The sequence below is a fragment of the Desulfosarcina cetonica JCM 12296 genome (genome assembly GCF_001311845.1).
Lineage (GTDB): Bacteria > Desulfobacterota > Desulfobacteria > Desulfobacterales > Desulfosarcinaceae > Desulfosarcina > Desulfosarcina cetonica.
On record NZ_BBCC01000037.1, the window covers coordinates 16,190 to 41,200 of the forward strand.

The window sequence follows — 25,011 nt, forward strand, 5'->3', positions numbered from 1 at the left end:
AATCAGGAGGCGTTACGACATGCGAAATCCATTCAGAAGAAGAGCAAAAAAGAACACCCTGAAAGATCAACCGGCGGCGGAACAACAACTCACCGCAAAGGCCCTGGATGCGGCCGTACCCGCAAATGAGCTCGCCGGGGGGGTCGAAGGCCGCCTGGTGGTGATGGGAAACGAAAGCCAGTTCTCCGATGAAGTCGTCGACTATGCCATCGATATGGCCCGCCGCATGTCCTACGAAATCGTGGCCCTGAACAGCGCGCCGCTTTCCTGCGACTCCTTTGGCCTGTTTTCGACATCCCGCAGCAAACTCTGTGATGAGTTTCAGTCCATTTGCAGCGTCAACGGCCAGACCTTTCGCCAGGCTGCCGAGGCGGCCGGGATCCCCTTTGTGCAGGTCGTCAAGTTCGACGAGCCGGAACAGGCCCTGTCCAGCCTCCAGCACGAATTCAGCAATATCGAGTTTGTGATTGCCGATTCCCAGCCCCAGGCGGAAACCACCGACCGGATTGCCCAGACCAACTCCCTGCGCAATGAGGTGCTGGTCTATTCAATGATCTAAGACTGCATTGGGCGATGTCCGAGCCAGCCTGCGGATATCCCCAATCCCTGGAGAACGATCGCGATGACTGGTCACTTCTATCTTTCCATCGGGTTGATCCTGGTTGCGTTCAGCCTGTGTTATTGGTTCCGTAATGAGAAGTAAGTCGCGGGCCTTTGAAAAACCCGCCGCCGGATCGATCCGCGGCACTTTGTTCGTATCGAAGAAGCGAGAGGAGTTTCCTGGATGACCCCCGAGATGATTCTGACCATGCTGATGCTGTCGTTTGCCGTGGTGCTGTTTGTTTTCGAATGGGTACGGGTCGATGTGGTGGGCATCATCATGATGGTGATGTTGCCGCTCACCGGCCTGATCTCGGCCAAGGAGGCCTTTGTGGGCCTGAGCAGTAACGCGGTTTGCTCGATTATCGCCGTGATCATCATCGGTGCCGGCCTGGACAAGACCGGCGTGATGAATCAGGTCGCCGGACCGATCATCCGGATGGCCGGTAACAGCGAAAGCCGCGTGATCGCTCTGATTTCCGGCGCCGTGGGAATCATCTCCAGCATGATGCAGAACATCGGCGCGGCGGCCTTGTTCATGCCGGCCACCCAGCGCATTGCCAAACGCATGGAAATTCCCGTATCGCGGCTGCTCATGCCCATGGGGTTCTGCGCCATCATTGGGGGAACCCTCACCCTGGTGGGCGCCAGCCCGACAATCCTACTTAACGACCTGATGACCCTGGGGGGAGAAAAGCTGGCGCCCTTTGGCCTTTTTACCCAAACGCCGATCGGTATCTGTCTTCTCGCCACGGCCATCATCTATTTTATCGTCTTCGGCAAGTTTATTCTGCCGGCGGCCAAGGGCGAAACCGACCGTGGGGTGACGGCGGCCCTCATGGAAGAGTACAAAGCCCTGGGAAACACCTTCGAACTGCTCTTGCCCCAGGATTTTGCCGGCCCCCAGACCCTGCAGGATCTGCATGTGCGCTCCAAATTTTTGCTCACCGTGGTGGCGATCAAACACGCCGGTGAAAAGCATATCAACATGACACCCAGAAGCCATAACGAGATCGATGCCGGTGACAGTGTTGCCGTGGTGGGCAAGGAGAAGAACGTCCGCAAGATGGCTGCCGAGCTGGGCTGGACCTTGAAGGACGGACTCGAGGCTTTTGCCGAAAGCCTGGCCCGGACCAGTGCCGGCATGGCCGAAACCGTGGTCTCGCCGCGTTCCGAGTTGATCGGCAAGACCATGAACCAGGTCAACTTCAAGGAACTGTACAATCTCAACCCCATCGCCCTGTTCAAGGGCAATCGCATCTACTACACCGGGCTGACCCAGATCGCCCTTTCCATGGGCGATACGCTCTTGTTGCAGGGCCCCTGGGAGCGTTTTCATCTGCTCAAGAACCAACCGCAACCGCGGGCCTTGACCTTCGCCACGCCCCTGGAAGGGGAGATCCTCAGGCCCCAGAAAGCCAAACTGGCCGTCTTCTGGCTGGCGTTGGCGCTCTTGCAGATCATCGCCTTCAAGATCCAGCTCTCCGTGGCGCTGATGTCCGGCGCCCTGGGCATGATCATCACCGGCGTCTTGAGTGTTGACGAAGCCTATCGCTCCGTGGATTGGATGACGGTCTTTCTTTTGGCCGGTTTGATTCCCCTGGGCATGGCCTTTGAGAAGACCGGCACGGCGGCCTTTATCGCCACCAAGATGCTGGGACTGCTGGGAAACCCGTCTCCCATCGTTCTCCTGGCGGCCGTGGGGGTGATGACCTCATGCTTCACCCTGTTCATCTCCAATGTCGGCGCGACGGTACTGCTCGTGCCCTGTGCATGAACATGGCGGTGATGGCCGGGGCCGATCCGCGCATGGCGGCGCTGGTGGTGGGATTGTCCGCTTCCAACACCTTCGTGCTGCCGACCCACCAGGTCAACGCCCTGATCATGCGTCCGGGCGGCTACCGCACCATCGATTACGCCAAGGCCGGTCTCGTCATGACCGCGCTCTTCCTGGTGGTGGAGTTGACCATTCTCTATTTCTTCTACGGCATCTGAGCAAAGGAGTTCACCGCTATGGCCATTATCACCATATCCCGGGGATGTTTCAGCCACGGCAAGCAACTGGCCGAGTGCGTCGCCGAGCGACTGGGCTACGAATGCATCAGCCAGGAAGTGCTGCTGGAGGCATCCAAAGCCTTTGACATCCCCGAAACCCGATTGTTCGACGCCCTCCACGATGCGCCCGGTTTTTTCGAACGCATCACCCATGTGCGCGAAGGGGTGATCGACCGGATTCAGGCGGCCTTGCTGGAGCATGTGGCCAGGGACAACGTGGTCTATCACGGTTTCGCCGGCCAGATGCTGCTCGAAGGCATTGCCCACGTGCTCAAGGTGCGCGTCATTGCCGACCCGGACGCGCATCAAGCTCGTGCAACGTCGCCAGCAGATTTCGCGGGAGGAAGCCGAGCGGCTGATCGGCCGCGAGGACCAGGAACGGGCCGAATGGTATCGCAGCATCTACCGCATCGACATGAACGATCCGCGACTCTACGACGTCTTGCTGCATATCGGGCGACTGACCATCGACGATGCCTGCGATACGCTTTGCCGCCTGACGGAAAGTCCGAGTTTCCAAACCACGCCGCAATCCCTGACCGCCCTTTCCGATCTGGCCGTCGAGAACCGTGTCAAGGTGGCCTTGGCCGGTGTCTGCAAGGCCGAGGTGCGTTGCAGGGAGGGGATCGTTCACCTCCGGGTGGAGGGCCAGAAGCTGATTCCTTCGGGCGCGGCCAGTCCCTCCCTGCAGCATCAGGTGCAGGACCAGATTCGTGACGATGTCTATCAGAAGATTGTCGGGATCGTGTCGGCCATTCCCGGGGTGAAGGATATCGATTGCGCGATCAACACGCCTTATTTCGTTTGATAATCCCCGCTGTCGGTGACGAATATGCGCGGCGATGGATCCGTTTTCCACCGTCGAGCGGCAAGGGATAACGGGGTCAGATCGCGCGTCTTTTCTTCAGTTCAGCTCTCGTCCCACCCATAGCGTTTGAGCTTGCGCCATAGGGAGACCCGGTCGATCCCCATGATCTTGGCCGCTTGGGTCTTGTTCCCGTCGGTTTTTTGCAGCACCCATTCGATGTAGTGTTTTTCCTGCTCTTCCATGGTCGGTATGGCATCGCCGGAACTGCGGTAGGTCTCGATGGTGAGGTTACACAGGTGATCGGGGAGCTGATCCACGCCGATCGTGGGCGTGGTGGCCAGGGCCACGGCCCGCTCGATGACGTTTTCCAGCTCGCGGACGTTGCCCGGCCAGCTGTAACCGCTCAACAGATCCATGACCTCGGCGTCGATGGCGTTGACCTCTTTTTTCATTTCGCCGGCGATGCGCACCAGGAAACGTTGGGCCAAAAGCGGAATATCCTCGCGTTGGGCCAGGGGAGGGATGTGAATGGTGATCACGTTGAGGCGGTAGTAAAGATCCTGGCGGAACTGCCCGGTGCGGGCGTCCTCATGCAGGTCACGGTGGGTCGCCGCCAGAAAGCGCACGTTCACCGGCACCGGATTGACGCCGCCCACGCGCATCAGCTCGCGTTCCTGCATGACCCGCAGCAGCTTGATCTGCATGGAAAAGGGCATGTCGCCAATCTCGTCCAGGAAGACGGTCCCGCCCTCGGCCACCTCCAGCAGGCCGGCGTGTTCGCGATCCGCGCCGGTAAAGGCGCCTTTTCGTGCCCGAACAGTTCGTTGGCCATCAACTCCTCGGTAAATGAACCGCAGTTGAAGGCCACGAAGCGTTTGGATTGACGATTGCTGAGCAGGTGAATCGCCTTGGCCACGATTTCCTTGCCCGTGCCGCTTTCCCCCAATATCAGGATATTGGTGTCCGAGGGGGCCACCTGCCGGATGGTGTCGCGAATTTTTTCCATCGCCTGGCTTTTGCCGATCAGCGCCGGCATGGGACGGCTGCGCTGCAACTCTTCCCGCAGGCGCTCATTTTCCAACTGGAGTCGCCGTTTGATCAGCGCTTCCCGCACGATCTTGCGTACCTGGTCGATCTTGTAGGGCTTGGCGATACAGTAGAACGCGCCATCCTTCATGGACTTGACCGCGATATCGACCGTGGCGTAGCCGGTGATCAGGATGACCTCGACATGCGGCTGCAGCGCCCTGCATTTTTCCAGCACCTGGAGCCCGTCCACACGGCCCATCTTGAAATCGGTGAGGACCAGATCGAACGGTCGCTCCTTTAATAACCCAACGGCCTTCTCCCCACTCTCCACGCCGACGACCGCGTACCCCTCACGTTCCAGGATGTGCACCAGGTTCTTGCGTGCCAGATCCTCGTCCTCCACCACCAATAAGGTCTCTTGCTGCGTCGTCATGATGTTTCCGAAGCCTGTCGATTGGGCAGGCAGACGGCAAATGTCGTCCCTTCACCCGGGCGGCTGTCCACCGTGATCCTGCCTTTGTGTAGTTCGATGATGCCGTGGCTGATGGAAAGCCCCAAGCCCGAGCCCCGGCCATCGGTTTTGGTGGTGAAGAACGGATCGAAGATTTTGCCCTGCATCTCCTTTTCGATGCCGGATCCGGTGTCGGTGATCCGAAAGCAGAATTGATTTTCACCGTCGGGCGGTTCGGCGCTGATGGTCAGGCGGCCGCCGTCGGGCATGGCCTGCGCCCCGTTTTGGATCAGATTGATCAGCACCTGCTGGATCCGCTGGGCATCCAGATCGACGCGGATCTGTTCGGCAATGTCCACCTCCAGGGTGATGTTGGCCGGCAAGTCACCCTTGAGCATCTTCAAGGTCTTGGAGACCAGTTCCTTGAATGCGGTGGGTTTGGGATTGAATGCGCCCCGACGGGAAAATTCCAGCAGCGCCTTGACGATGTCCCTGGCCCGCTCGATCTGTTTTTCGGTCTCTTCCAGCAGTTCGCGCTTGAACGCCAGGTTGTCGTCCTCCAATTCTTCGAGGAGGATCTGAACCGAGGTGGAGATATTGTTGAGCGGATTGTTCAGTTCGTGGGCGACACCGGAGGTCAGCGTCCCCAGGGACGCCAGCTTTTCACTTTGCACCAGCTGTTCGTTGCGCCGGTTCAACTCCTGGATCATGTGGTTCAGGCTGGTAATCAGGGATTCGAAAACATCCCCGCTGGCAATGGCCGGGATGCCGGCATAGGTTCCCGAGGCGATCTTGTCGATGGCCGTTTCGATGGATTTCAAAGGTGTGTTGATGTTGAAGTACATGAACACGGCGATGCCGAAGGTCACCACGAAGATCGCCGCCAGGGCAATATAAAGATAGTAGCCGGATTCGTGGACCAACTGGATGACCTGCCGCCGCTCCTGACTGAGCATGGACTCGAAGTCATCGGTCATAATGCGGCCCAGGTCGCGGATCCGATCATTGGGCGGCTCAGAGGCGCTCTCGTTGCCCGGGGAGGGCGTGAGGGCCTCAAGCGCACCCAGGTAATCCAAGAGGGCCTGGTGTTTCGCTTTCAGATCGCGTTCCGCGGTGTAGCGCCCGTGGACGGAGATAATCTCCTTGAGGCGGGCTTCGGCCAGTTTGATATAGTCAATGGAATGGGCCAGGTCTTCGGTGTTGTGAAAGAGAAAAAAGTTTTTCTCATACCGCCGGGCCTCGAGGATCATGTTGAACGCGTGATCCTTTTTCTCGATGATCTGCAGCTTCTCGGTGAGCAGCTGATATTTATAATAGTTGAGAAACCAGATCAGGGTGCTGGCCAGAATGAAGAGGGCGAAGCTGATGGTGATTTTTTTGCGGATACCGATTGTCATGGGACCTTCCCTGCGGATGGCTTTTCAGCGTTGAGGTTGTATAATCGGACGATGGAATCTGTCAACCGGTTGAAGCTGAAAGGGGCACAAGGCCATCCGCAAGGGGCTCTGGATATCCGCGGTCGGAAAGTCCGGATGCGCATCATGGGGATGCGATGGTGCCCATCTGATTGACCGCCCGGGCATGCTCGCGGGGTGCGTAGGTCAGCGACATATCGGGAAACTGGCCGGCCGCACGATCGTGAAGGCCCTGGCGGTATTGGGCGAAGTTCTGGAAAGCCATTTCCGTGGAGGGCTCGAACCGACAGCGTCGATAGATGTCGGCTTGAAAGAATTCGCTGCCGGGTCGGGTCTCCACCTGGCGAACACCATCGATCTGGCGGACATGCTGCTCGAGTTTTCGGGTTAGCCGGTTCAGCCGGAGTACCGGCCGCTCGACCGTCAGCCGGACATGGCCGTTCTCGCTTGCGACGGATACGGGGTAACCCTGCTTGCAGAGCTGTACCTGGATCTTGGCGGCCATTTGGAAGTCGGCCAGTCGATCCGGCGCGTCGTCCTGCGCCCGCATTTCAACCTGCACCAATTGCTCCAGAATCAGCCGGCCGGCCGCTTCACGATCCAAGCGGTCCGAAGGGACGACCACATCATAGGCGTCGGCGTCAAAGCGGTGGCCGTTGAACAGCTGCCGACACCATTTAAACTCGCGTCGATCCCGGCGATGGATAATTTTGCGGATCTGGCGTTCATTGGCCGGCGTGGTGTGAAGGGCCCGCTGCACACGGAAGCCTGGGTTGGCGGTGACCAGGACATTCATGAGCTGGGGAAGGGGACGGGGGCTCATCAGGCCCAGGACACCATGGAAAATGGTGGTTTCCTTTTCCAGCGCGTCCGCCAGGACCGCTTGGAGATAGGCCAGTGACCGTTCGGTGCCATGGGTCAATCGGCTCAACATGCCATCCGGCGCCTTGAGGAATCGCTCCAGCCGGCCGGCCGGAACGCCGAACCGCTGGCTGGCCATCTGGATCAGGTCGCGGTCGGTGAGGACGGGCCAGCCGGTACGGGAGGCAATCCAGTCAACAATTCGCTGCGTTCTGGTGAACACGTCCCCGTGGATGCATAGGTGTGTTGTCATGGCTGCTCCTTTGTTTGAGAATAACGAAAGGTGAGGATATCGAATTCGGATACGCAGCAACGCTTGTGCCAACAAACCCATGATACCTGTAATGATTGGAAAATGATCCGGAATTGACCGTTGATGACGAAGGTGGGGGATTGGATGAGCGTTACAATACGCAACGGGAATTGGCCGGATTTTGATTATTTATTAAAAAATCAATAGGATAAAAATAGTTGCAGATAAAACCAATCTCTGTTGCTATTTGCAATGCCTGCGTGGGTGGCCTGCGTCGTCGGCCTGTGTCGTCGGCCCGTGTCGTCGGCCCGTGTCGTCGGATCGCTCAGGCCGGTGCCGGTGCATTTCCCTTGATCTGTTTCAGCTTGCGCCACAGGGCGGCGCGGCTGATGCCGAGAATCTCCGCGCTTTTCGACTTGTTTCCACCGGTGGCATCGAGCACCTCCAGGATGTAGCGATTTTCCAACTCGGCGAGGGTCAGCGGATTATTCGGCAGGGTGGATGCGTTGGCCGACGTCTTTACGAAACGTTCCGGCAGGTGCCGCTTCTCGATGGCCGGTCCATCAGCCAGGATCACCGCCCGTTCGATGATATGGGCCAGTTCGCTGACGTTTCCCGGGAAGGGGTAGGCTGAAAGCGTTTCGATGACGTCCGGGGCGATGGATTCGACCGGTTTTTTGAATTCTTCACCGAAGTGGCGCAGGTAAAAGCTGCACAGCAGGGGGATGTCGTCCTTTCTTTCGCGCAGGGGCGGGATGATAAAGTTGAAAAAGGTCAGTTGGGCGTGAAGCTCGGGGTCGAAGCGCTTGGTGGCGGTCCGTTCGGCCAGGTCGACCTCCGTTGCCGCCAGGATGCGCAGATCGGTCGGATGATCACGGCCGGTATCGGCCTTGGCGCGATCAATGGCGTCGATGATGCTCGTCAGCTGCGTCTGCATGGAGAGCGGCATGGCTTCCACCTGATCGAGAAAGAGGGTGCCCACCTGTTCGACGGCGAACATGCCGCTGCGGGACCGGATGGCGTCGTAGAGGTCGTTTTTGCCATAGCCGAGCAGTTGGCGTACAAATTGTTCGTTTTCCAGATTCTCGCAGTCGATGGTCAGGAAGCGCTGATGGCGATGGCGGCTGCGGCTGTGGATGTGGCGGGCGATGCGCTCCTTGCCGGTGCCATTCTCACCGGACAGCATCACCGGACAATCCAGCGGCGCCACCCGCTCGATATTTTTGCGCAGCTGCCGCATGACAGCGGTTTCGCCGAAAATTCGCAGCGGTGCATCGCCCTCGGCAATACCGGTGGCCTTTGTCGTCGCATGCGTGCCGTAGCCGCCCTCGGAAAAATCCTGCGGCGCATGGATCTCGATTGAGCCGGCATCCATGGCGATGGATGGGCCCGTGTTGCCACCGGCGGCACCGGTTGGGCGGATGATTACCACTTTGCCATCCGTGTTGAGGTTCTTGATGAACTGCCAGAAATCCCCCATCTCCTCTTTCTCGAAATAGAGCGTGTTGAGCGACTCCGTGGCCTGCCGCACCTTGTCATTGCCATGGCCGGTGAGCAGGATGGTTTTCAATGAGGGCTTGATCTCCTTCAGCTTGGTGATGGTCACCAGGCCATTCAAATCCGGCATTTGCAGGTCGACGATGGCCAGGTCGATGGGCGTCTTCATGGCGGTGTCGATGGCCGCCAGGCCACTGGTTGCCGTATGGGTCTCAAAACCTAGCATGGTCAGCCGCTGGGAGATGGATTTAAGCAGTCGCTCTTCGTCGTCGACCAGCAGAACGCGTTTTGGCTGCGCAGTCATGTCTTTTCTGTATCTCCTACATGGATCTCCAATGGGAATGATTCCGCAAGCAACGCCCGTGCTGGATCAATCGCGCCGTACCGGGCGGGCAGGCGGATGCCGACAAACGCAATGGACTATATCATAGATTAACAATTGCCAGGAGTAAAGTGTTTACAAATTAAACTTTTTATTTTATAGAGACCGTATACTTTTCATTTTCGTGCAAGCTAATCCAAAATGGTTGCATAATGAAACATTATGATCTATTAATCGTTGATGACGAGCAACGCTACGCCGACATGCTGGCCCGGCGGCTGGGGCTGCGCAACCTGACCTGCCAGGTCTGCTACGATGGCCGTTCCGCCATTGAGTGCCTCGCAGAGGCAGCCTTCGCGGTGATTATCCTCGACCTGCAGCTTCCCGATTTGTACGGCACGGAAGTGCTGGCCCAAATCAAGCAGCGTCGCCCCGACAATGTCGTCATTATTCTCACCGGGCATGGCACCGAGAAGGACAAGCAGGCCTGCCTGGCCGCGGGCGCGCATGCCTTTATGAACAAACCCCTGGATATCGATCGGCTGTTGACCATTATGAACCGACTCAAGACGCGTTCGGCATGATACCCACAGCGAAAGACTTTCTTGGTGCCATCTGGCCGCCGTTCCGTCACAAGGACGACGCGCTTCTCACCCCCTATTACACCTTCCATGACTATCGGCAGATCTGGGGCATGGGCATCTTTATTCTCATGGCCGCCGCGCTTCTGCCGCTTCTCGTCATGACCCTCATCTATTACCAACTGACCGAGCAATCCATTGATCGTGAAGCCATTTTGCGCACCGAACGGGTGGCTTCGAATGCCCGTCGGGCGGTGACCTATTTCCTGGAAGAGCGTCTGGCGGCCCTGACCTTCACGGTGAATGAGATGGGCTATGACCGCCTGACCGACCCGGGACGCCTGAAGGAGGTCCTGAGCAACCTCAAACTGGGGTTCGGTGGGCTTACCGATCTATCGGTGATTGCCGATGACGGCACCCAGGTGGCCTACGCCGGACCGTTCAATCTTGAGGGCAAGAACTACAGCACCCAGCCCTGGTTCATGGAGTGCAAGCAGAGCAGTGCCTGTGTGAGTGAAATCTATTTGGGTTACCGTGACGTTCCGCACATGGTCGTGGCGGTCAAATCCCTGCGCGCGGATGGGCGTTTCTTCATCCTGAGGGCCACCCTCGAGACTGAACGCCTGATCCAGACGCTGGATTCCTACCGGACCGGCGAGCATGCCGATATCTTTCTGGTCAATCATGCGGGGGTGCTTCAGACGCCTTCCAAATACTACACCGGGCCCGACCAGCGGTTGACCCTTGCCTTGCCACCGTATTCGGAACGAACCCAGTCCCTCGTGGCCAGCGATGCGGCCAAACGCGCGGTGGTCATCGGCTATGCCTACATCGACACCAAGATCGCGGCGACATCCTTCATCCTCATGGTGGTCAAGGAGCGCGCCGGCATGATGAAGGTCTGGCTGGACCTGCGCCATCAGATCAACTGGTTCCTGGCCGTCAGCGCCGTCATTATCACGGTGGTGATCATCCTGACCTCGACCTTCATGGTCAACAAGATCTTCCATGCCGACCGGGAAAAGGCCAAGACCATGATGCTGGCCGAAAGCAACGCCCAGCTGGCCTCCATCGGTCAATTGGCCGCCGGGGTGGCCCACGAAATCAACAACCCCCTGGCCCTGATCAATGAGACCGCCGGATATATAAAGGACCTGTTCCTCATCGAGGATCGCTACAAGGATGATACGGAAATGGTCGAGCATATCGACTCGATCATCGAGGCGGTTGAGCGCTGCGGCACCATTACCCGACAACTGCTCGGATTCGCCCGTCATTTCGACGTTCAGGTCCAACCCATCAATCTGAAACGCATGGTCGACGATGTGGTCAATTTTCACAAGAAAGAGGCGGAATACCGCAACATTTCCATCCATGTGGATATTCCCGAGAGCATTCCGCTGATTGAGACCGACCGCGGCAAACTGCAGCAGATTATCCTCAACCTGGTCAACAACGCCTTTCAAGCCATCAGCAACGGCTGTTTTCTGGATATCCGCGCCAAGATGGATGACGCCCAGCATGTGTGCCTGTTCATCCGGGACAATGGCTGCGGTATTTCAAAGGATCATCTCAACAAGATTTTTGAGCCCTTTTTCACCACCAAGAAGGAGGGCAAAGGCACCGGCCTCGGTCTTTCGATCACCTACGGTCTGGTTAAAAAACTGAGCGGCAACATCACCGTGGAGAGCCAGACGGGCGAGGGGACGACCTTTATGGTCCGGTTGCCCATTCGCATGGAGAAGGAAATCCCATCATGAAGGTACTGCTGGTCGATGATGAACAGAAATTCGCCCTTATGCTGGCCAAACGGCTGAGCCTGCGGGGATTTCAAACGGACGTCTTTTTTGCCGGTGAGCAAGCCCTGAAGGCGATCGACGAGGAGGGCCGACGCTACGCGGTCGGTCTCCTGGACGTCAAGATGCCGGGAATCGGCGGCATCGAACTGGGCCGACGCATCAAGGCCCTGGACCCGGCGATGAAGATCGTCTTTCTTACCGGACATGGGTCCGACATGGACTACCAGGTGGGGGCCAGTGAGGCCGATGGGTATTTGCCCAAACCGATGAAAATCGAGGACCTCATTGATACATTGAACCGCTTGAAGGATGAGGGGTGATCGCGCCTTCCGGCAGCCGCACCGGCGACATCAGTGCCAGCGGACAGGTTCCGGCCGGAAGCACGGATTTCCTCCAGGGGAAGGTATGGCGAAGATAAATGATCTATTCGGGTATGACAGCCTGGCGTTCTTTGGAAGGGTGAACGCCTCGATTTCCCATGAACTGAAAAACATCATGGCCATCATTTCGGAGACGGCCGGGCTGCTCAGCGATTTGTCGGCCATGGCCCAGGCCGGCACGCCGATCAGCGCGGACATGATCACCAGCAGCACCGAAAGCATCATCGAGGAAATTCAGCGGGGATTCACCACCATCCGGCAGATGAACCGGTTTGCCCACAGCGTCGATACACCCGTGGTTTCCATCGATCTGATGGAGATTCTCGATTTGGTGCGCAATCTTTCCGAATATCTCTCCTTGCCGGCAAGACAAACCTGCATGGGGTCCCCGGGGGCACGCCCATGGCCCAAACCAGCCCGTTTATTCTGCAGGCGATCCTTTACCAGGCGGTTGTTCAGACCTTTCAGCATACCGGTCCCCAGGCGAGTCTGGATATCTCCGTTCAAGCGCCGGATGCGTCGACCTGGCGGATCCGTTTTGACGGCTTCAGCGTCAAGGAGTTCGAAACCTTTCCCGACGCGCGCACTGAGCGCATGGCCGAATCCATCGGCGTTGCGATCCATTGGGACCGGGCGACCGATCGGTTGGAGATCGATGTTCCGGTGAGCGCGGAGGCCTTGGCGAGCTTGCGACGGCACCGAAGGCCTGACCTGGCGCGAATCCGAGAAAACAGAATCGAATCCAAGCGATTCGTCGGTATTTTGGAACGATCAACTCAACGGATAGGAGTGGCACATGTTGGTGAAGGTATTTCCTTTTTTGGCGTGGTTTAAAAACTACGACAAGGCATCTCTGCAACTTGACGCACTTTCAGGGTTGACCGTGGCCCTGGTTCTGATTCCGCAATCCATGGCCTATGCCCAACTTGCGGGGTTGCCGGCGTATTACGGACTCTACGCCTCCTTTCTGCCACCCATGATCGCCGCGCTCTTTGGATCGAGCCGCCAGCTGGCCACCGGACCGGTGGCGGTGGTTTCGCTGATGACATCCGCCTCGCTGGCTCCCCTGGCCACCGCCGGCAGCCCGGGGTACATCGCCTACGCCGTTCTGCTGGCCCTGATGGTCGGCATATTTCAGCTCAGCCTGGGGATCTTGAGACTGGGACTGGTGGTCAATTTTCTCTCGCATCCGGTGGTCAACGGCTTCACCAACGCCGCCGCCATCATCATCGCTTCCTCCCAGCTGTCCAAGATGTTCGGTGTCTATGTGGATACCGCCCCGCATCATTACGAGACCATCATCAATGTGGTCAAGGGGGCCATCCATTACACCCACTGGCCGACCCTTTTCATGGGCGTCTTCGCCTTCGGCATCATGTATGGACTCAAGTGGCTGTCGCCGCGGATCCCCAACGTTCTCGTGGCCGTGGTCATCACCACGACCATCTCCTGGGCGATGGGTTTCCAGCACGATCAGACCGCCGGCATCGACGCCATCGAATCTCCCCAAATTCGCCAGCTCATCCAAAAGTTCAACACCGCCGCCGCGTCGGTACCGCCCCTGGCCGAGGAACGGACCCGCATCGGTGAGACCTTGAGCACGGCCAAACAGAGCCATGACGCGATCGGTGTCCTGGATGCCACCCACGACGTCGACGTGGCCAATGTGAACATCGCCCGCCTGCAGGCCGACGCCCATCGCTTCCGCGAAGAAATCCGGGCGGCCCTGTTGACCGGCGTGCCCCAGGCCGACGGCGCCCTGAAGTTCTATCCCCAGGATGCCATCCCGGCCGGCATGAAGAGCGATGGCCGAACCTGGCGCATCAAGGTCGGCAACGAGCCCCTGGTGACCACCAAGCTCAAGATGATGGGCGGTGGCGCCGTGGTCGGCACCATTCCCAAGGGGTTGCCGTCCATGACGATTCCGCCCATCAACATCGGGGTCATGCTGCACCTGTTGCCGTTTGCGGCGATTATCTCCCTTTTGGGCTTCATGGAGGCGATCTCGATCGCCAAGGCCATGGCCAGCAAGACCGGTCAACGCCTGGACCCCAACCAGGAATTGATCGGCCAGGGACTGGGCAATATGCTGGGGGCCATCGGTAAAAGCTACCCTACTTCCGGGTCCTTCTCCCGTTCGGCGGTCAACCTGCAGGCCGGGGCGGTGACGGGCCTGTCCAGCGTCTTCACCAGCATGGCGGTACTGATTGCGCTTTTGTTTTTTACGCCCTTGCTCTATCATCTGCCCCAGGCCGTATTGGCCGCCGTCATCATGATGGCCGTCATCGGCCTGGTGAACGTTTCCGGTTTCATCCATGCCTGGAAGGCCAAGTGGTATGACGGCGCCATCTCCATCATTTCGTTTATCTGTACGATGGTCTTCGCCCCCCATCTGGACAAGGGCATCATGGTCGGTGTGGTTCTTTCCCTGGGGGTTTTCCTATACAAGAGCATGCGTCCCCGGGTGGTCTTCCTCTCCCGTTCCGAGGATGAGGAATTGCGCTGTGTGACGACCCACGGATTGGATGAATGCCCCTATGTGACCCTGGTGCGGTTCGATGGCCCGCTCTTTTTTGCCAATGCCAGTTACCTGGAGGATACGATCACCGAAATGATCCGCACCAAGGAGGGGCTCACCCATATCCTCATCGTCGCCAACGGGATCAACGACATGGATTCGTCGGGTGAGGAAACCTTGTCGCTACTGGTCGATCGGGTGCGCAGCAACGGGATCGATATATCCATGTGCGGCGTTAACGAAGCGGTCATGGAAGTATTTGACCGGACGCACTTTCTGGCCAAAATCGGAGAGGATCACATTTTCCCGACCCTGGAAAAAGGCATCGTCGCCATCCATGAAATCGCTCATGAAAACGATCCGGACGCGAATTGTCCCTTATTGAACGCCTGCCGACTCGTTGAAGCCTAAAAGGAGGAACATTCCATGCCCGTCATTACCTTGTTCAGCGGCAGTTACTGCAATGAGAAAGAGGTCGTCAAGGAGATCGGTGCCCGGACCGGCTACCAACCGGTTTCGGACCAGGAGATCGTGGCTGAGGCCAGTCAGCTTTCCCGCATTCCCGAAAACCGGATCGAACGGGTTTTTACCGACAAGACATCGGTCTTCAACCGCCTGACCCATGAGCGGGAGCGTTCACTGGCCTACCTGCGGGCCACGCTGGCCAAACGGCTTTCCGAAGAGGGCTTGCTGATCAGCGGGTTCGCCTCCCAGCTGATTCCGCGCAATATCAGTCATGTGCTGCGGGTCTGCCTGATCGCCGACATGAACGCGCGCGTCGCCACCGCCGTCGACGTACTCAAGGTCGGTCAGGCCGAGGCACTCAAGACCATCCACCGCGACGATGAGAAGGCCGCCGCCTGGATGCATGCCCTGCACGGCGCTAAGGATCCATGGAGCGCCGAACTCTACGACATCTGCCTGCCGACCGACAAGACATCGTCCCGGCAAATTGCCGACCTGGTCGAAAGAGGCATTTCGGCTTCCGCCATCAAACTGGCCAGCGGCGCGCGACAGGCCGTGGATGACTTCAAGATTGCCGCCAACGTCGAAATCGCATTGGCCAAGAAAGGCCATTCGGTCGATGTCGAGGTCAAGGATGGGGTCGTCACGTTGACGATCAACAAGCATGTGCTCATGCTGGGTCGCCTGGAGGAGGAACTCAAGGAGATCGCCATCCGGGAATCCGGGGTCAAGGCCGTCGAGACCAAGGTCGGTCCGGGATATTACCAGACCGATGTCTACCGTCGCCAGGATTTCGCGGCTCCGTCGAAAATCCTCTTGGTGGACGATGAGAAAAAATACGTTCAAACCCTGTCTAAGCGGTTGATGATGCGTGAGCTCGACTCGGCGGTGGTCTACGACGGCGAATCGGCCCTCGAGCTGGCCCAGGATGACGAGCCCGATGTGATGATCCTGGATCTCAGGATGCCCGGCATCGACGGCATCGAGGTCTTGCGGCGGGTGAAGCAGACCCGCCCGCAGATCGAGGTGATTGTCCTGACCAGCCAGGGATCCGAGGAGGATCGCAAGACCTGTATGGAACTGGGCGCCTTCGCCTTCCTGTCCAAATCCGTCGATATCGATGAACTGAGCCAGACCATCAAGGCCGCCCATGAGAAAATCCAGCAGGAGCGCCAGCAGCCGTGAAGGCTGCCCCTTGATTTTCCCTCATATCCGTGGATAATGGAGGGAGATACGGATCAGGTGGCGATTATTCTCAATCCAAATTGGCGGAGGGGCCATGGAAGAAGCAAACACGATGAAAATCCTTTTGGTCGATGATGAAGTCAAGTTCTTGAACGCCATCGCCGAGCGTTTGACCATCAAAGGCTTTACGGTTACGACGGCGGCCAACGGCGAAGAAGCCATCGAGGCAGCCAAAAAAGGCGGTTTCGATGTGGCTGTGGTTGATGTGCAGATGCCCGGCACCGATGGCGCCGAGGTGTTGAAACTTCTCAAGCAGAATCATAAGTTCATCGAGATCATCATGCTGACCGGACACGCCACGGTGGACTCGGCGGTGGAATGTACCCGCTTGGGCGCTTTTAAGTATCTGGAAAAACCATACGATTTCGATAAACTGGTCGAAGCCCTCAAGGAAGCTTACCAGGCCCGGATGAACAAGAAGTTCGAACACAACCAGCAGCGCATGGAGATGATTCAAAAGCTCTCCATGGGCCAGTCGCCCTTGGGGCTGCTCAAGGAGTTGGCCCGTCTCGACGACGGTGTGAAATAAACATCGCCCTATCGGTGAATGAATTCGGTATTTCAAGTGAACATGCGCCGTGCGTTTCAGCGTGCATGGCAGGTGTAACCGGCAATGGCAGCCGCCGGCGCCCAGACGCCGGTCGCTGGGCCGGCCTCTGGAACGGCGTTGCATCTGCATGGGATCCGGTACGTATCCTCTTTTTGCTGATCCTGTGGGGTGCCGGCGCGACAGTGACGGCCGCGCTCCCGCTCGCCAGACAGGCGGCAGGGGTGCTTGTGCCGGCCGTTTATCATCGCCTGGCGGTGCCCGATCGGTCCCAGGACGCCTGTCGGTCCGCGAATCCTTCGGCACTGCCGGTGCATGGCGCCTCCAAGCGTTTAAACCATCCCCGGGCTTTCCATCTTGCCGTTGATGCGGATACGTCGGACGGTGATCCGAGTCCGGCCGTTGCGCCTCGTGGGATGGTTGCTGCCCTTTTTAAACCCGGCATGCCATTGCCGTCAGCCGGCCATTGCCGGTGGATGGTAAACGCCCTGTACCTCCTTAATCAAGCCCTGCGCTGTTAGCATCTTCCTTACACAGTCGTTTGCGACCCTTTGCGCGATACCGGTTCCGGACCGATTTCGCGCAAAGGAGAATTCCCCCATGACTGCCTGCACCGGAAACGGTCGCTTTTAAGGAGATGCCGATGCGCACCGAATTGTTTCATGTTTTTCGAAATACCCCGCTGGGCCGGGAAACCCTGATGCAATCCATCTATTTTTGTGGCACCCTGGATGTGGGGCTGACGGTCTACATCCCCAAGACCACGCAGTTTATGATGTACTTCGACCACGATGCCGTTCAGGTCGATCTGGACCGGACCTATTTGCGGGCGCCACAGACGGCCGAGGAACGGGCACGCCAACTGGCCGAGGAAGCGGGTCTCGAGGTGCGCTTCATCGCACCCGTCAACCGCACGGCCAGCACCCTGCCGGACCTGCCGACCCATTTCACCTTCATGTGCTGCCCGCGGGCCATGAGCGATCGGACCTCCAAGATCGGACTGGGCTACATCGGCCCCAAGGTGCGGCGCATCATTCGTTCGGCCACGTTTCCCGTACTCATGAGCTCGCCTGTTTTCAAGCCTTGGACCAGTATTGCCGTTCTCTTCGGCGGATCGGACAGCGCCCTGAATGCCCTGCGGACCGGGATTGAATTTTCCCGGCGCTCAGGCTATCCTCTGGACCTGTTCATTCAGTTGGAACAGGATGCCGCCGTCTATGAGGAGCGGATCAGGGCGGCGGGTCTCGAGAAATCCCTCCAACGCTGCTGCCGTCAGCATTTGCTGTTTGCCGACGGCATGTTCGACCAAAATCTGTATCAACTGCCCCACGATGCGCTGATTCTCTCCGGTGCCTATGGTCATGGATGGGCCCACAGCCTGGTTTTCGGCAGCAAGATGGAGATTGCCCAGAACACCCTGACCAACAGTATGCTGGTCAACGGTCCCCAGGCGACGGCGCACCTGAACTGAGGCTGGCGGACGAATTGATGAGGAGCTCCCATGCAAAAAACAAAACGGCATGGATCGGGCCAATCTTTGGCATCCTGCTGTTCTCCTTGGCCATGGGAGTCTTGCACCATGAATTGGCCGTTCACCGGCTGACGGACATCCTTTATCAGATCAAAGCCATTCCTCCCACCCGGGTGGTCCTGGCCCTGATCCTGACCCTGGCGGGGTATGGGGTCATGACCGTGTACGACCTTCTGGCCCTGCGCTACCTGCACCAGTCGCTGGCCTACGCCAAGATTGCCATGGCGGCGTTTGTCGGCGCGGCTTTCAGCAACACCATCGGGCTTTCCATGCTTGCCGGAGCCTCGGTACGCTACCGGCTCTATTCGGCCTGGGGGCTTTCGGCGCTCGAGATTACCAAACTGGTCTTGTTTTGCACCATTACCCTGTGGTTGGGGTTCCTGACCACCAGTGGTATCGTTTTCGTCGTTCACCCCCTGGCCCTTCCGGCACCGATGCATTTGCCCGGCATTTCCACCCGTCCGATCGGATTCCTGATGGGGTTGGCCGTGGCCGTTTACCTGCTGGCGGGTTGGCGGGTCCAACGACCGCTCAGATTGCGGGACTGGCGGGTCGATTTGCCGGACCGCAAGACCCGCATGCTTCAGGTGGGTGTGGGTGCCGCCGACTGGCTTTTGGCCGGCAGCGTGTTGGTGGCCCTGCTGCCGCCGACACCCGGGGTCTCCGGCATGGTTGTCCTAGTGGCATACATGCTCGCCCAGTTGGCCGGATTGATCAGCCAGGTTCCGGTGGGTTGGGGGTTTTCGAAACGGTCTTCATGTTGCTGATCGGCGGAAGGATCCCCACCGAAACCGTATTGGGCGCCCTGCTTGTTTTCCGGCTGACCTACTACCTTTTGCCCTTGGCGCTTTCCATGATCCTTTTGGCGGGCAATGAAATCGCCCTGCACCGGCCGTCGACGCGCAGGATCGTGGAGAGCTACCGGCGCTGGAGCGCCCCTGTCGTGCCGCCGGTACTGGCCTTGACCACCTTTGTCGCCGGTGCGGTGTTGCTTTTTCGGGGGCCATGCCGACGCTCGAACCGCGGCTGTTCTGGCTAAGGTCGGTGCTGCCGCTGCCGTTTTTGGAGCTGGCCCATTTTGTCGGCAGCACCATCGGTATGATGCTGCTGCTGCTGGCCCGCGGTCTCCAGCGCCGGCTCAACGGCGCCTACTGGGCCAGCCTGACATTGCTGGCCCTGGGGTTGACGGCGTCGCTGTTCAAGGGGCTGGACGTCGAGGAAGCCTTTCTGATGGCCGTGCTGCTGGTGGCCCTGTGGTTCAGCCGGCGTTTTTTTATCGCCGCAGTTCGCTGTTGGACCAGCGCTTCACCCCCGCCTGGATGGCCGCCATTGCCATGGTGGCCATCAGCGCACTTTGGCTGGGCTTTTTCTCCTACAAGCATGTGGCTTACAGCGGCGATTTGTGGTGGCAGTTCGCTTTTAACGCTCACGCGCCCCGTTTTCTGCGTGCCTCGGCCGGTGCAGCGGCGGTATTGCTCTGTTTTTCCATTGCCCGGCTGCTGCGACCGGCCGTCCACCGACCGGCCCAGACCAGCGATGCGGAACGGCAGCAGGTGACCGGGATCGTCGAACGCTCGCCCGTGCCGGCCGCCAACTTGGCCTTTTTGGCGGATAAATCCTTTCTCCTGTCGCCGCACCAGGAGGCCTTCATCATGTATGCGGTTCAGGGGCGGAGCTGGATTGCCATGGGGGATCCGGTGGGGCCGGAAACGGCCTGGTCCGAACTGATCTGGCGGTTTCGGGAACAATCGGACGATTTCGGTGGCTGGGCCCTGTTTTATCAGGTGGCCCCGACCGGGCTGCCCTATTACCTGGATTTGGGCCTCACCCTGACCAAACTGGGCGAGACGGCCCGGGTTTCCCTCGACGGGTTTTCCCTGGCCGGCAGCCATCGCAAGGGCCTGCGCAGCACCCGGAACAAACTGGAGAAGGCGGGCTACCGATTGGAAATTCTTTCACCCGAAGAGGCCGTGGCGCGCATGGATGCGCTCAGACGCATCTCGGACAGTTGGCTGGCTGATAAAAACAGCCGGGAAAAGGGCTTTTCCCTGGGCCGTTTCGACGAAGGCTACCTGAGGCGGTTCGACATGGCCGTGATCACCAAGGACGACACCGTCGTGGCCTTCGCCAATCTCTGGAAAGGGGCCGACAAAACGGAACTTTCCATCGACTTGATGCGGCATGACCCGGCCACGGCGCCAACGGGGTAATGGACTTTCTTTTCATCCAGCTCATGCAATGGGCCAAGGATCAGGGCTATGCGTGGTTCGACCTGGGCATGGCACCCCTCAGCGGCCTGGCCGACCACTCCCTGGCGCCCTTGTGGAGTCGACTGGGCACATTTCTGGCGCACCGCGGCGGTCACTTCTACAATTTCGAAGGGCTCCGGCAGTACAAGGACAAGTTCGGGCCTGTGTGGGAGCCGCGCTACCTGGCTTCCCCCGGCGGCTTGGCCCTGCCGTTGATCCTGACCCACCTGGTGCAACTGATTTCCGGTGGGGGCAAGGGGGGCGCGGACCGGTAGGGAACAACGCCTTCTTACGCCTTCATCTGCTTCGAAATCATCATGAACGTCCGGTCTTGAGCTGACGATAGCGCCGAATGAGCGCATTGGTGGAACTGTCGTGGGTCAGGGCCGGATCCTCCACGCTTTGCAGCTCGGGGGTGGTCCGTTGGGCCAGGACCTTGCCCAGTTCCACGCCCCACTGATCGAAGGGATTGATGTCCCAGATGGCGCCCTGGGTGAACACGCTGTGCTCGTAGAGCGCCACCAGCATTCCCAGGGTCTCCGGCGTCAGGCGTTCGACCAGGAGGGTGTTGCTGGGGCGGTTGCCCTCGAAGACCCGGTGCGGCGCGAGCCAGTCCGGCGTACCCTCGGTTTTGACGTCCTCCAGGGGCTTGCCGAAAGCCAGGGCCTCGCTTTGGGCAAAAAGGTTGGCCATCAGAAGATCGTGGTGCTGGCCCTGTGGGTTCAAGCTCTGGCAGAACCCGATGAAGTCGCAAGGGACCAACCGGGTTCCCTGGTGGATCAGCTGGTAGAACGAATGCTGGCCGTTGGTGCCGGGTTCGCCCCAATAGACCGGGGCGGTCTGGTAGCCGATGCGTTTGCCGTCCAGGGTGACGCCCTTGCCATTGCTTTCCATGGTCAGTTGCTGGAGGTAGGCCGGAAAGCGGTTGAGATACTGGTCGTAGGGCAGCACCGCCACCGTGGGCGCCTCCAGGAAATTGGTGTTCCAGATGGTCAGAAGCCCCATGAGTACGGGCAGGTTTTCGGAAAAGGGCGCCCTGCGGAAATGCACGTCCATTTGATGAAAGCCGGCCAGCATCTCCCGGAAGCCCTCGGGCCCGATGGCCAGCATGGTGGACAGGCCGATGGCCGAGTCCATGGAGTAGCGCCCGCCCACCCAGTCCCAGAAGCCGAACATGTTGGCCGTGTCGATGCCGAAGCGGGAGACGCCCTCGGCGTTGGTGGAAACGGCCACGAAGTGCCGGGCCACGGCGGCCTCATCACCCAGTTTGGCAATGCACCACGCCCGGGCGGAATGGGCGTTGGTCAGGGTCTCCAGGGTCGTGAAGGTCTTGGAGCAGATGATGAAGAGCGTTTCGGCCGGGTCCAGGTCGAGGGTCGTCTCGGCAAAGTCGGTACCGTCGATGTTGGAGACGAAGCGCACCGTCAGGTCGCGTCGGCTGTAGTGGCGCAGGGCTTCGTAGGCCATGACCGGCCCCAGGTCGGAGCCGCCGATGCCGATGTTGACGATATTGCGGATCGGCAGGCCGGTGAACCCCTTCCAGCGGCCGTCACGCACCCTTTCGGCGAAGGCGGCCATGCGATTCAGCACCGCGTGCACCTCGGGCACCACGTCGGTGCCATCAACCATGATCCGTTCACCTTGAGGCGCCCTTAGGGCCGTATGCAGCACGGCGCGCTTTTCGGTCACATTGATCGTCTCGCCGCCAAACATGGCCTCGATGCGTTGGCGCAGTTCGCATTCATCGGCCAGTTGAATCAACAACCGCAGGGTTTCGTCGGTGATGCGGTTTTTGGCGTAGTTCAGGTAGATGCCGGCGGCCTCGGCGCACAGACGCTCGCCGCGATGGGGGTCTTCGGCGAAAAGCTGCCGCAGGTGCAGATTGCGGATCGCGGTGTAATGCGCCGACAACGCCTTCCAAGCCGGGCGATCGGTCAACGACTGCCGTTGTTTCAAAGGATTCTCGTTCATTCTGTTCTCTCCTTCATGAGACGGCCAGGCCATGCCCTGGCGGCCAGATCATCAATCAGATCATCAATCAGATCATCAGGCGGACGCCGACCTCGATCACCTGGTCGGCCGGCACCTTGAAAAACGAGGTCGCGTCGGTCGCATTGCGCGACATGAACATGAACAGGTTCCCGCGCCAGCGGGCCATGCCGGGGGGGTGGCCCATGACCAGATTCTCGCGGCCGATGTAAAAACTCGCCGTTTGCGGATTCAGATCCAGGCCCTGTCCACGGGCCAGGGTGAACACATGATCCAGGCTGGGATCTTCCATAAAACCGTAGCGCGCGATAATGCGATGGAATCCCCCGCCTAGTTTCTCGGTCTGAATTTTCTCCAGGTTGGGAACCCGGGGAACATCTTCAACCCTGAAGTGCAGCAGCACCGTGCGGCTGTGCACCACCTGGTTGTGCCTGACATTCTTGGCCAGGGCTACGGGCACGACGCTCCGGCTTCCCGTCAGGAAGATGGCGTCGCCCTCGATGCGATGCGGCGGATGGCTGCTCAGATCGACGATGAAGCGATGCACCGGCAATGCGGCCGATTGGAGACGCGCGGCCAGGATTCGGCGCCCCTCGGCCCAGGTGCGCATGAGGGTGAAGAAAGCGGCGCCGATGACCAGCGGAAACCAGGCGCCATGCAGGATCTTGCTCAGATTGGCCATGAAGAACGGCACGTCGACGAGCAAAAAGAGACCTGCCAGGGGGGCCGCCCAGGCCAGCGGCCAGTTCCAGCGATGGCGGGCCACCACAAAGAACAGCAGGGTGGTGATGATCATCGTGGAAGTTACCGCCACGCCATAGGCGGCGGCTAACCTGCTGGAGGTCTGAAAGCCTGCCACCAGGACGATGGTGCAGAGCATGAGCATCCAGTTGACCGGGGCGATATAGATTTGGCCGATCTGCCTTGCCGACGTATGGCGGATGGTCAGGCGGGGCAGGTAGCCGAGCTGGATCGCCTGGCGGGTCATGGAAAAGGCGCCGCTGATGACTGCCTGGGATGCGATGATCGTCGCCAGCGTGGCCAGGATGACGGTGGGAACCGTGCCCCATGACGGTACCATGGCGTAAAAGGGATGGGAAGACGCCTCGGGTTGGCGTAAGAGCAACGCGCCCTGACCGAAATAGTTGAGCACCAACGCCGGCATGACAATGGCGAACCAGGTGAGCCGGATGGGCCGGGTGCCGAAGTGGCCCATGTCCGCATAGAGCGCCTCGGTCCCCGTGACCACCAGAAAAACCGCGCCCAGGACCACGAAACCGTGCAGTTTGTTGACGAGCAGGAACCGCAGCGCGTACCAGGGGAGCATGGCCGCCAGCACCTGCGGGTTGCGGGCTACCTGAACCGCACCGGTAACCGCCAGAAAGAGGAGCCAGACCAGGATCACCGGGCCGAAAAGACCGCCCACATGGGCCGTGCCATGGCGTTGGATCAGAAACAGACCGATGAGAATGACAATGGTGATCGGGAGCACGTAGGGGGTGAACACGGGCGTGATGATGCCGATTCCCTCCACGGCGCTCAAGACGGAGATGGCCGGGGTGATCATGCCGTCCCCGTAGAGCAGACAGGCCGCGAAAAGTCCCAGGCCGACAACGGCCAGGGCGGATTTTTTGGCAGTCTTTTCGCTGTGGCCGCGGATCAGGGCGGTCAAGGCGATGACGCCGCCTTCTCCACGGTTGTCGGCCCGGAAGACGAATACCAGGTATTTTACCCCGACAATCATGACCAGGGACCAGAACATCAGTGAAAGAACCCCCATCACATTGACCGGGGTCACCGGAATTCCGTATTCCCCGTGAAAGCATTCCCGGATGGCGTATATCGGGCTGGTGGCGATATCGCCGAACACCACCCCCAGGGCGGCCAGGGAAAGCTGCAGCAGACGGCCGTCGATCCCTGCCGGGAGGGTTTCAGAAGCTTTCTTCGCGTTTGTCGGTTCGGTCATTTCTCCGCCTATATGCGACGATGGGGTTGGGATTGTCAACTGCGGATTCGGGTGCTGAGAGGGCCTGGCCGGCCATGGGCACGGCGAATCTTCGCGCCCCCGCACCTGTATTGTGTTGACCGGCATTTGTGGTATATAGGGAGCAACATCCGGGCGAGGCGACCGCCTATTTTGTGCCGTATCACGCTGGGGCAGACCTCGCCGGCACACAAAGGAGGAACCACCTATGAAACGGTCGAACGCTTTACGATTTGTCGCCTTACTGGTGATCAGCGTTGCGAGCATGGCTTTCGTCGGATGCTATACGCCCATGGGGGCGACCGGATTATACCGCCTCGGGGGGCGCTGGCCGGTGCCGCCACGGGCGCGGTGATCGGCAGCATGGGTCATCGTTCGGGGCCTGGTGCCTCGTGGGCGGTGCCGTCGGTGCCCTCGTGGGCGGGATCATCG

22 protein-coding genes and 3 pseudogenes are annotated in these 25,011 nt (G+C 59.3%); 17 read left to right on the forward strand and 8 right to left on the reverse strand.

All coding sequences use genetic code 11. The annotated features are described in order from the left end of the window. Window positions 1–19 precede the first annotated feature (19 nt). From JCM12296_RS10885 to JCM12296_RS50390, 4 genes and pseudogenes are all read left to right on the forward strand, one after another. Complete coding sequence (locus tag JCM12296_RS10885; protein WP_054692581.1) at window positions 20–559, forward strand: universal stress protein; 540 nt, start codon at window positions 20–22, stop codon at window positions 557–559. 225 nt (window positions 560–784) lie between these two features. After that, window positions 785–2,377: an SLC13 family permease gene (locus tag JCM12296_RS10890; RefSeq protein WP_246804150.1), complete on the forward strand. Its 1,593-nt coding sequence runs from the start codon at window positions 785–787 to the stop codon at window positions 2,375–2,377. Continuing rightward, entirely contained in the window at window positions 2,374–2,595 is a 222-nt protein-coding gene (locus JCM12296_RS44160; protein ID WP_246804151.1) for a hypothetical protein, read from the forward strand. The genes JCM12296_RS10890 and JCM12296_RS44160 overlap by 4 nt, the downstream gene beginning before the upstream one ends. Before the next feature lie 18 nt (window positions 2,596–2,613). Then, window positions 2,614–3,463 (forward strand): annotated as a pseudogene (locus JCM12296_RS50390) (cytidylate kinase-like family protein). Window positions 3,464–3,564: 101 nt separating this feature from the next. On the opposite strand, the gene JCM12296_RS50395 reads toward JCM12296_RS50390, so the two are convergent. From JCM12296_RS50395 to JCM12296_RS10915, 5 genes and pseudogenes are all read right to left on the reverse strand, one after another. After that, window positions 3,565–3,915 (reverse strand): AAA-type ATPase lid domain-containing protein, encoded by a 351-nt coding sequence (locus JCM12296_RS50395; RefSeq protein ID WP_422698678.1) that lies wholly within the window; start codon window positions 3,913–3,915, stop codon window positions 3,565–3,567. Between the two features lie 86 nt (window positions 3,916–4,001). Then, window positions 4,002–4,925, reverse strand: a pseudogene (locus JCM12296_RS44175) (sigma-54-dependent transcriptional regulator); the annotation flags it as partial. Beyond that, complete coding sequence (locus JCM12296_RS10905; protein ID WP_054692587.1) at window positions 4,922–6,340, reverse strand: HAMP domain-containing sensor histidine kinase; 1,419 nt, start codon at window positions 6,338–6,340, stop codon at window positions 4,922–4,924. The pseudogene JCM12296_RS44175 and the gene JCM12296_RS10905, both read right to left, overlap by 4 nt. Before the next feature lie 142 nt (window positions 6,341–6,482). After that, on the reverse strand, window positions 6,483–7,472 hold the full coding sequence (locus JCM12296_RS10910; protein ID WP_054692589.1) for a cytidylate kinase family protein: 990 nt from the start codon (window positions 7,470–7,472) through the stop codon (window positions 6,483–6,485). Window positions 7,473–7,797: 325 nt separating this feature from the next. After that, on the reverse strand, window positions 7,798–9,273 hold the full coding sequence (locus JCM12296_RS10915; protein WP_054692591.1) for a sigma-54-dependent transcriptional regulator: 1,476 nt from the start codon (window positions 9,271–9,273) through the stop codon (window positions 7,798–7,800). Window positions 9,274–9,503: 230 nt separating this feature from the next. Between JCM12296_RS10915 and JCM12296_RS10920 the strand changes: the two genes are divergently transcribed. From JCM12296_RS10920 to JCM12296_RS10955, 7 genes are all read left to right on the forward strand, one after another. Continuing rightward, window positions 9,504–9,875, forward strand: coding sequence for a response regulator (locus JCM12296_RS10920; protein ID WP_054692593.1), 372 nt, complete (start codon window positions 9,504–9,506; stop codon window positions 9,873–9,875). Beyond that, window positions 9,872–11,632, forward strand: a complete 1,761-nt coding sequence (locus JCM12296_RS10925; RefSeq protein WP_054692597.1) for an ATP-binding protein — start codon at window positions 9,872–9,874, stop codon at window positions 11,630–11,632. Before JCM12296_RS10920 ends, JCM12296_RS10925 begins: the two co-directional genes overlap by 4 nt. Beyond that, entirely contained in the window at window positions 11,629–11,991 is a 363-nt protein-coding gene (locus JCM12296_RS10930; RefSeq protein WP_054692598.1) for a response regulator, read from the forward strand. The genes JCM12296_RS10925 and JCM12296_RS10930 overlap by 4 nt, the downstream gene beginning before the upstream one ends. Before the next feature lie 85 nt (window positions 11,992–12,076). Then, the gene (locus JCM12296_RS38160; protein ID WP_157067533.1) at window positions 12,077–12,718 is read left to right on the forward strand and encodes a sensor histidine kinase; all 642 of its coding nucleotides are present in this window, start codon (window positions 12,077–12,079) and stop codon (window positions 12,716–12,718) included. Between the two features lie 129 nt (window positions 12,719–12,847). Further along, window positions 12,848–14,980, forward strand: coding sequence for a SulP family inorganic anion transporter (locus JCM12296_RS10945; RefSeq protein ID WP_054692601.1), 2,133 nt, complete (start codon window positions 12,848–12,850; stop codon window positions 14,978–14,980). A gap of 15 nt (window positions 14,981–14,995) precedes the next feature. After that, window positions 14,996–16,219 carry a response regulator gene (locus JCM12296_RS10950; protein ID WP_054692610.1) on the forward strand — a complete coding sequence of 408 codons (1,224 nt, stop codon included), beginning with the start codon at window positions 14,996–14,998 and terminating at the stop codon, window positions 16,217–16,219. Window positions 16,220–16,313: 94 nt separating this feature from the next. After that, complete coding sequence (locus tag JCM12296_RS10955) at window positions 16,314–16,808, forward strand: response regulator (RefSeq protein WP_083456055.1); 495 nt, start codon at window positions 16,314–16,316, stop codon at window positions 16,806–16,808. 56 nt (window positions 16,809–16,864) lie between these two features. Here the strand turns inward: JCM12296_RS10955 and JCM12296_RS38165 are convergent, their stop codons facing one another. Further along, on the reverse strand, window positions 16,865–17,143 hold the full coding sequence (locus JCM12296_RS38165; protein WP_157067534.1) for a hypothetical protein: 279 nt from the start codon (window positions 17,141–17,143) through the stop codon (window positions 16,865–16,867). A 326-nt stretch (window positions 17,144–17,469) separates the two neighbouring features. On the opposite strand from JCM12296_RS38165, the gene JCM12296_RS10965 reads away from it, so the two are divergent. From JCM12296_RS10965 to JCM12296_RS44180, 5 genes and pseudogenes are all read left to right on the forward strand, one after another. Beyond that, on the forward strand, window positions 17,470–18,297 hold the full coding sequence (locus tag JCM12296_RS10965) for a hypothetical protein (RefSeq protein ID WP_054692617.1): 828 nt from the start codon (window positions 17,470–17,472) through the stop codon (window positions 18,295–18,297). Between the two features lie 17 nt (window positions 18,298–18,314). Further along, entirely contained in the window at window positions 18,315–19,124 is an 810-nt protein-coding gene (locus JCM12296_RS10970; protein ID WP_054692620.1) for a lysylphosphatidylglycerol synthase transmembrane domain-containing protein, read from the forward strand. Beyond that, on the forward strand, window positions 19,115–19,396 hold the full coding sequence (locus JCM12296_RS10975) for a hypothetical protein (protein ID WP_054692623.1): 282 nt from the start codon (window positions 19,115–19,117) through the stop codon (window positions 19,394–19,396). Before JCM12296_RS10970 ends, JCM12296_RS10975 begins: the two co-directional genes overlap by 10 nt. Further along, window positions 19,363–19,914, forward strand: a complete 552-nt coding sequence (locus JCM12296_RS39770; protein WP_172683854.1) for a hypothetical protein — start codon at window positions 19,363–19,365, stop codon at window positions 19,912–19,914. Before JCM12296_RS10975 ends, JCM12296_RS39770 begins: the two co-directional genes overlap by 34 nt. Before the next feature lie 23 nt (window positions 19,915–19,937). Next, window positions 19,938–20,881, forward strand: a pseudogene (locus JCM12296_RS44180) (GNAT family N-acetyltransferase). Window positions 20,882–20,921: 40 nt separating this feature from the next. Here JCM12296_RS44180 and pgi read toward each other — a convergent pair. Then, window positions 20,922–22,577 carry a glucose-6-phosphate isomerase gene (pgi, locus tag JCM12296_RS10990; RefSeq protein ID WP_054692634.1) on the reverse strand — a complete coding sequence of 552 codons (1,656 nt, stop codon included), beginning with the start codon at window positions 22,575–22,577 and terminating at the stop codon, window positions 20,922–20,924. Between the two features lie 67 nt (window positions 22,578–22,644). Continuing rightward, window positions 22,645–24,561, reverse strand: a complete 1,917-nt coding sequence (locus JCM12296_RS10995; RefSeq protein WP_054692637.1) for a potassium transporter Kup — start codon at window positions 24,559–24,561, stop codon at window positions 22,645–22,647. Window positions 24,562–24,732: 171 nt separating this feature from the next. On the opposite strand from JCM12296_RS10995, the gene JCM12296_RS41690 reads away from it, so the two are divergent. Next, the coding region (locus tag JCM12296_RS41690; RefSeq protein ID WP_218188043.1) for a hypothetical protein at window positions 24,733–25,011 on the forward strand (279 nt) is incomplete at its 3' end.

Bases quoted from the DNA above. Each gene is read 5' to 3' on its own strand.
- JCM12296_RS10965 (WP_054692617.1), top strand. From the start codon at position 17,470: ATGCGCACCGAATTGTTTCATGTTTTTCGAAATACCCCGCTGGGCCGG.
- JCM12296_RS38165 (WP_157067534.1), bottom strand. From the start codon at position 17,143: ATGCACCGGCAGTGCCGAAGGATTCGCGGACCGACAGGCGTCCTGGGA.
- JCM12296_RS10970 (WP_054692620.1), top strand. From the start codon at position 18,315: ATGAGGAGCTCCCATGCAAAAAACAAAACGGCATGGATCGGGCCAATC.
- pgi (WP_054692634.1), bottom strand. From the start codon at position 22,577: ATGAACGAGAATCCTTTGAAACAACGGCAGTCGTTGACCGATCGCCCG.
- JCM12296_RS10975 (WP_054692623.1), top strand. From the start codon at position 19,115: ATGTTGCTGATCGGCGGAAGGATCCCCACCGAAACCGTATTGGGCGCC.
- JCM12296_RS10930 (WP_054692598.1), top strand. From the start codon at position 11,629: ATGAAGGTACTGCTGGTCGATGATGAACAGAAATTCGCCCTTATGCTG.
- JCM12296_RS10955 (WP_083456055.1), top strand. From the start codon at position 16,314: ATGGAAGAAGCAAACACGATGAAAATCCTTTTGGTCGATGATGAAGTC.
- JCM12296_RS10925 (WP_054692597.1), top strand. From the start codon at position 9,872: ATGATACCCACAGCGAAAGACTTTCTTGGTGCCATCTGGCCGCCGTTC.
- JCM12296_RS38160 (WP_157067533.1), top strand. From the start codon at position 12,077: ATGGCGAAGATAAATGATCTATTCGGGTATGACAGCCTGGCGTTCTTT.
- JCM12296_RS10950 (WP_054692610.1), top strand. From the start codon at position 14,996: ATGCCCGTCATTACCTTGTTCAGCGGCAGTTACTGCAATGAGAAAGAG.
- JCM12296_RS10915 (WP_054692591.1), bottom strand. From the start codon at position 9,273: ATGACTGCGCAGCCAAAACGCGTTCTGCTGGTCGACGACGAAGAGCGA.
- JCM12296_RS50395 (WP_422698678.1), bottom strand. From the start codon at position 3,915: ATGAAAAAAGAGGTCAACGCCATCGACGCCGAGGTCATGGATCTGTTG.
- JCM12296_RS44160 (WP_246804151.1), top strand. From the start codon at position 2,374: ATGAACATGGCGGTGATGGCCGGGGCCGATCCGCGCATGGCGGCGCTG.
- JCM12296_RS39770 (WP_172683854.1), top strand. From the start codon at position 19,363: ATGCCGACGCTCGAACCGCGGCTGTTCTGGCTAAGGTCGGTGCTGCCG.
- JCM12296_RS10905 (WP_054692587.1), bottom strand. From the start codon at position 6,340: ATGACAATCGGTATCCGCAAAAAAATCACCATCAGCTTCGCCCTCTTC.
- JCM12296_RS10920 (WP_054692593.1), top strand. From the start codon at position 9,504: ATGAAACATTATGATCTATTAATCGTTGATGACGAGCAACGCTACGCC.
- JCM12296_RS10995 (WP_054692637.1), bottom strand. From the start codon at position 24,561: ATGACCGAACCGACAAACGCGAAGAAAGCTTCTGAAACCCTCCCGGCA.
- JCM12296_RS10890 (WP_246804150.1), top strand. From the start codon at position 785: ATGACCCCCGAGATGATTCTGACCATGCTGATGCTGTCGTTTGCCGTG.
- JCM12296_RS10885 (WP_054692581.1), top strand. From the start codon at position 20: ATGCGAAATCCATTCAGAAGAAGAGCAAAAAAGAACACCCTGAAAGAT.
- JCM12296_RS10910 (WP_054692589.1), bottom strand. From the start codon at position 7,472: ATGACAACACACCTATGCATCCACGGGGACGTGTTCACCAGAACGCAG.
- JCM12296_RS10945 (WP_054692601.1), top strand. From the start codon at position 12,848: ATGTTGGTGAAGGTATTTCCTTTTTTGGCGTGGTTTAAAAACTACGAC.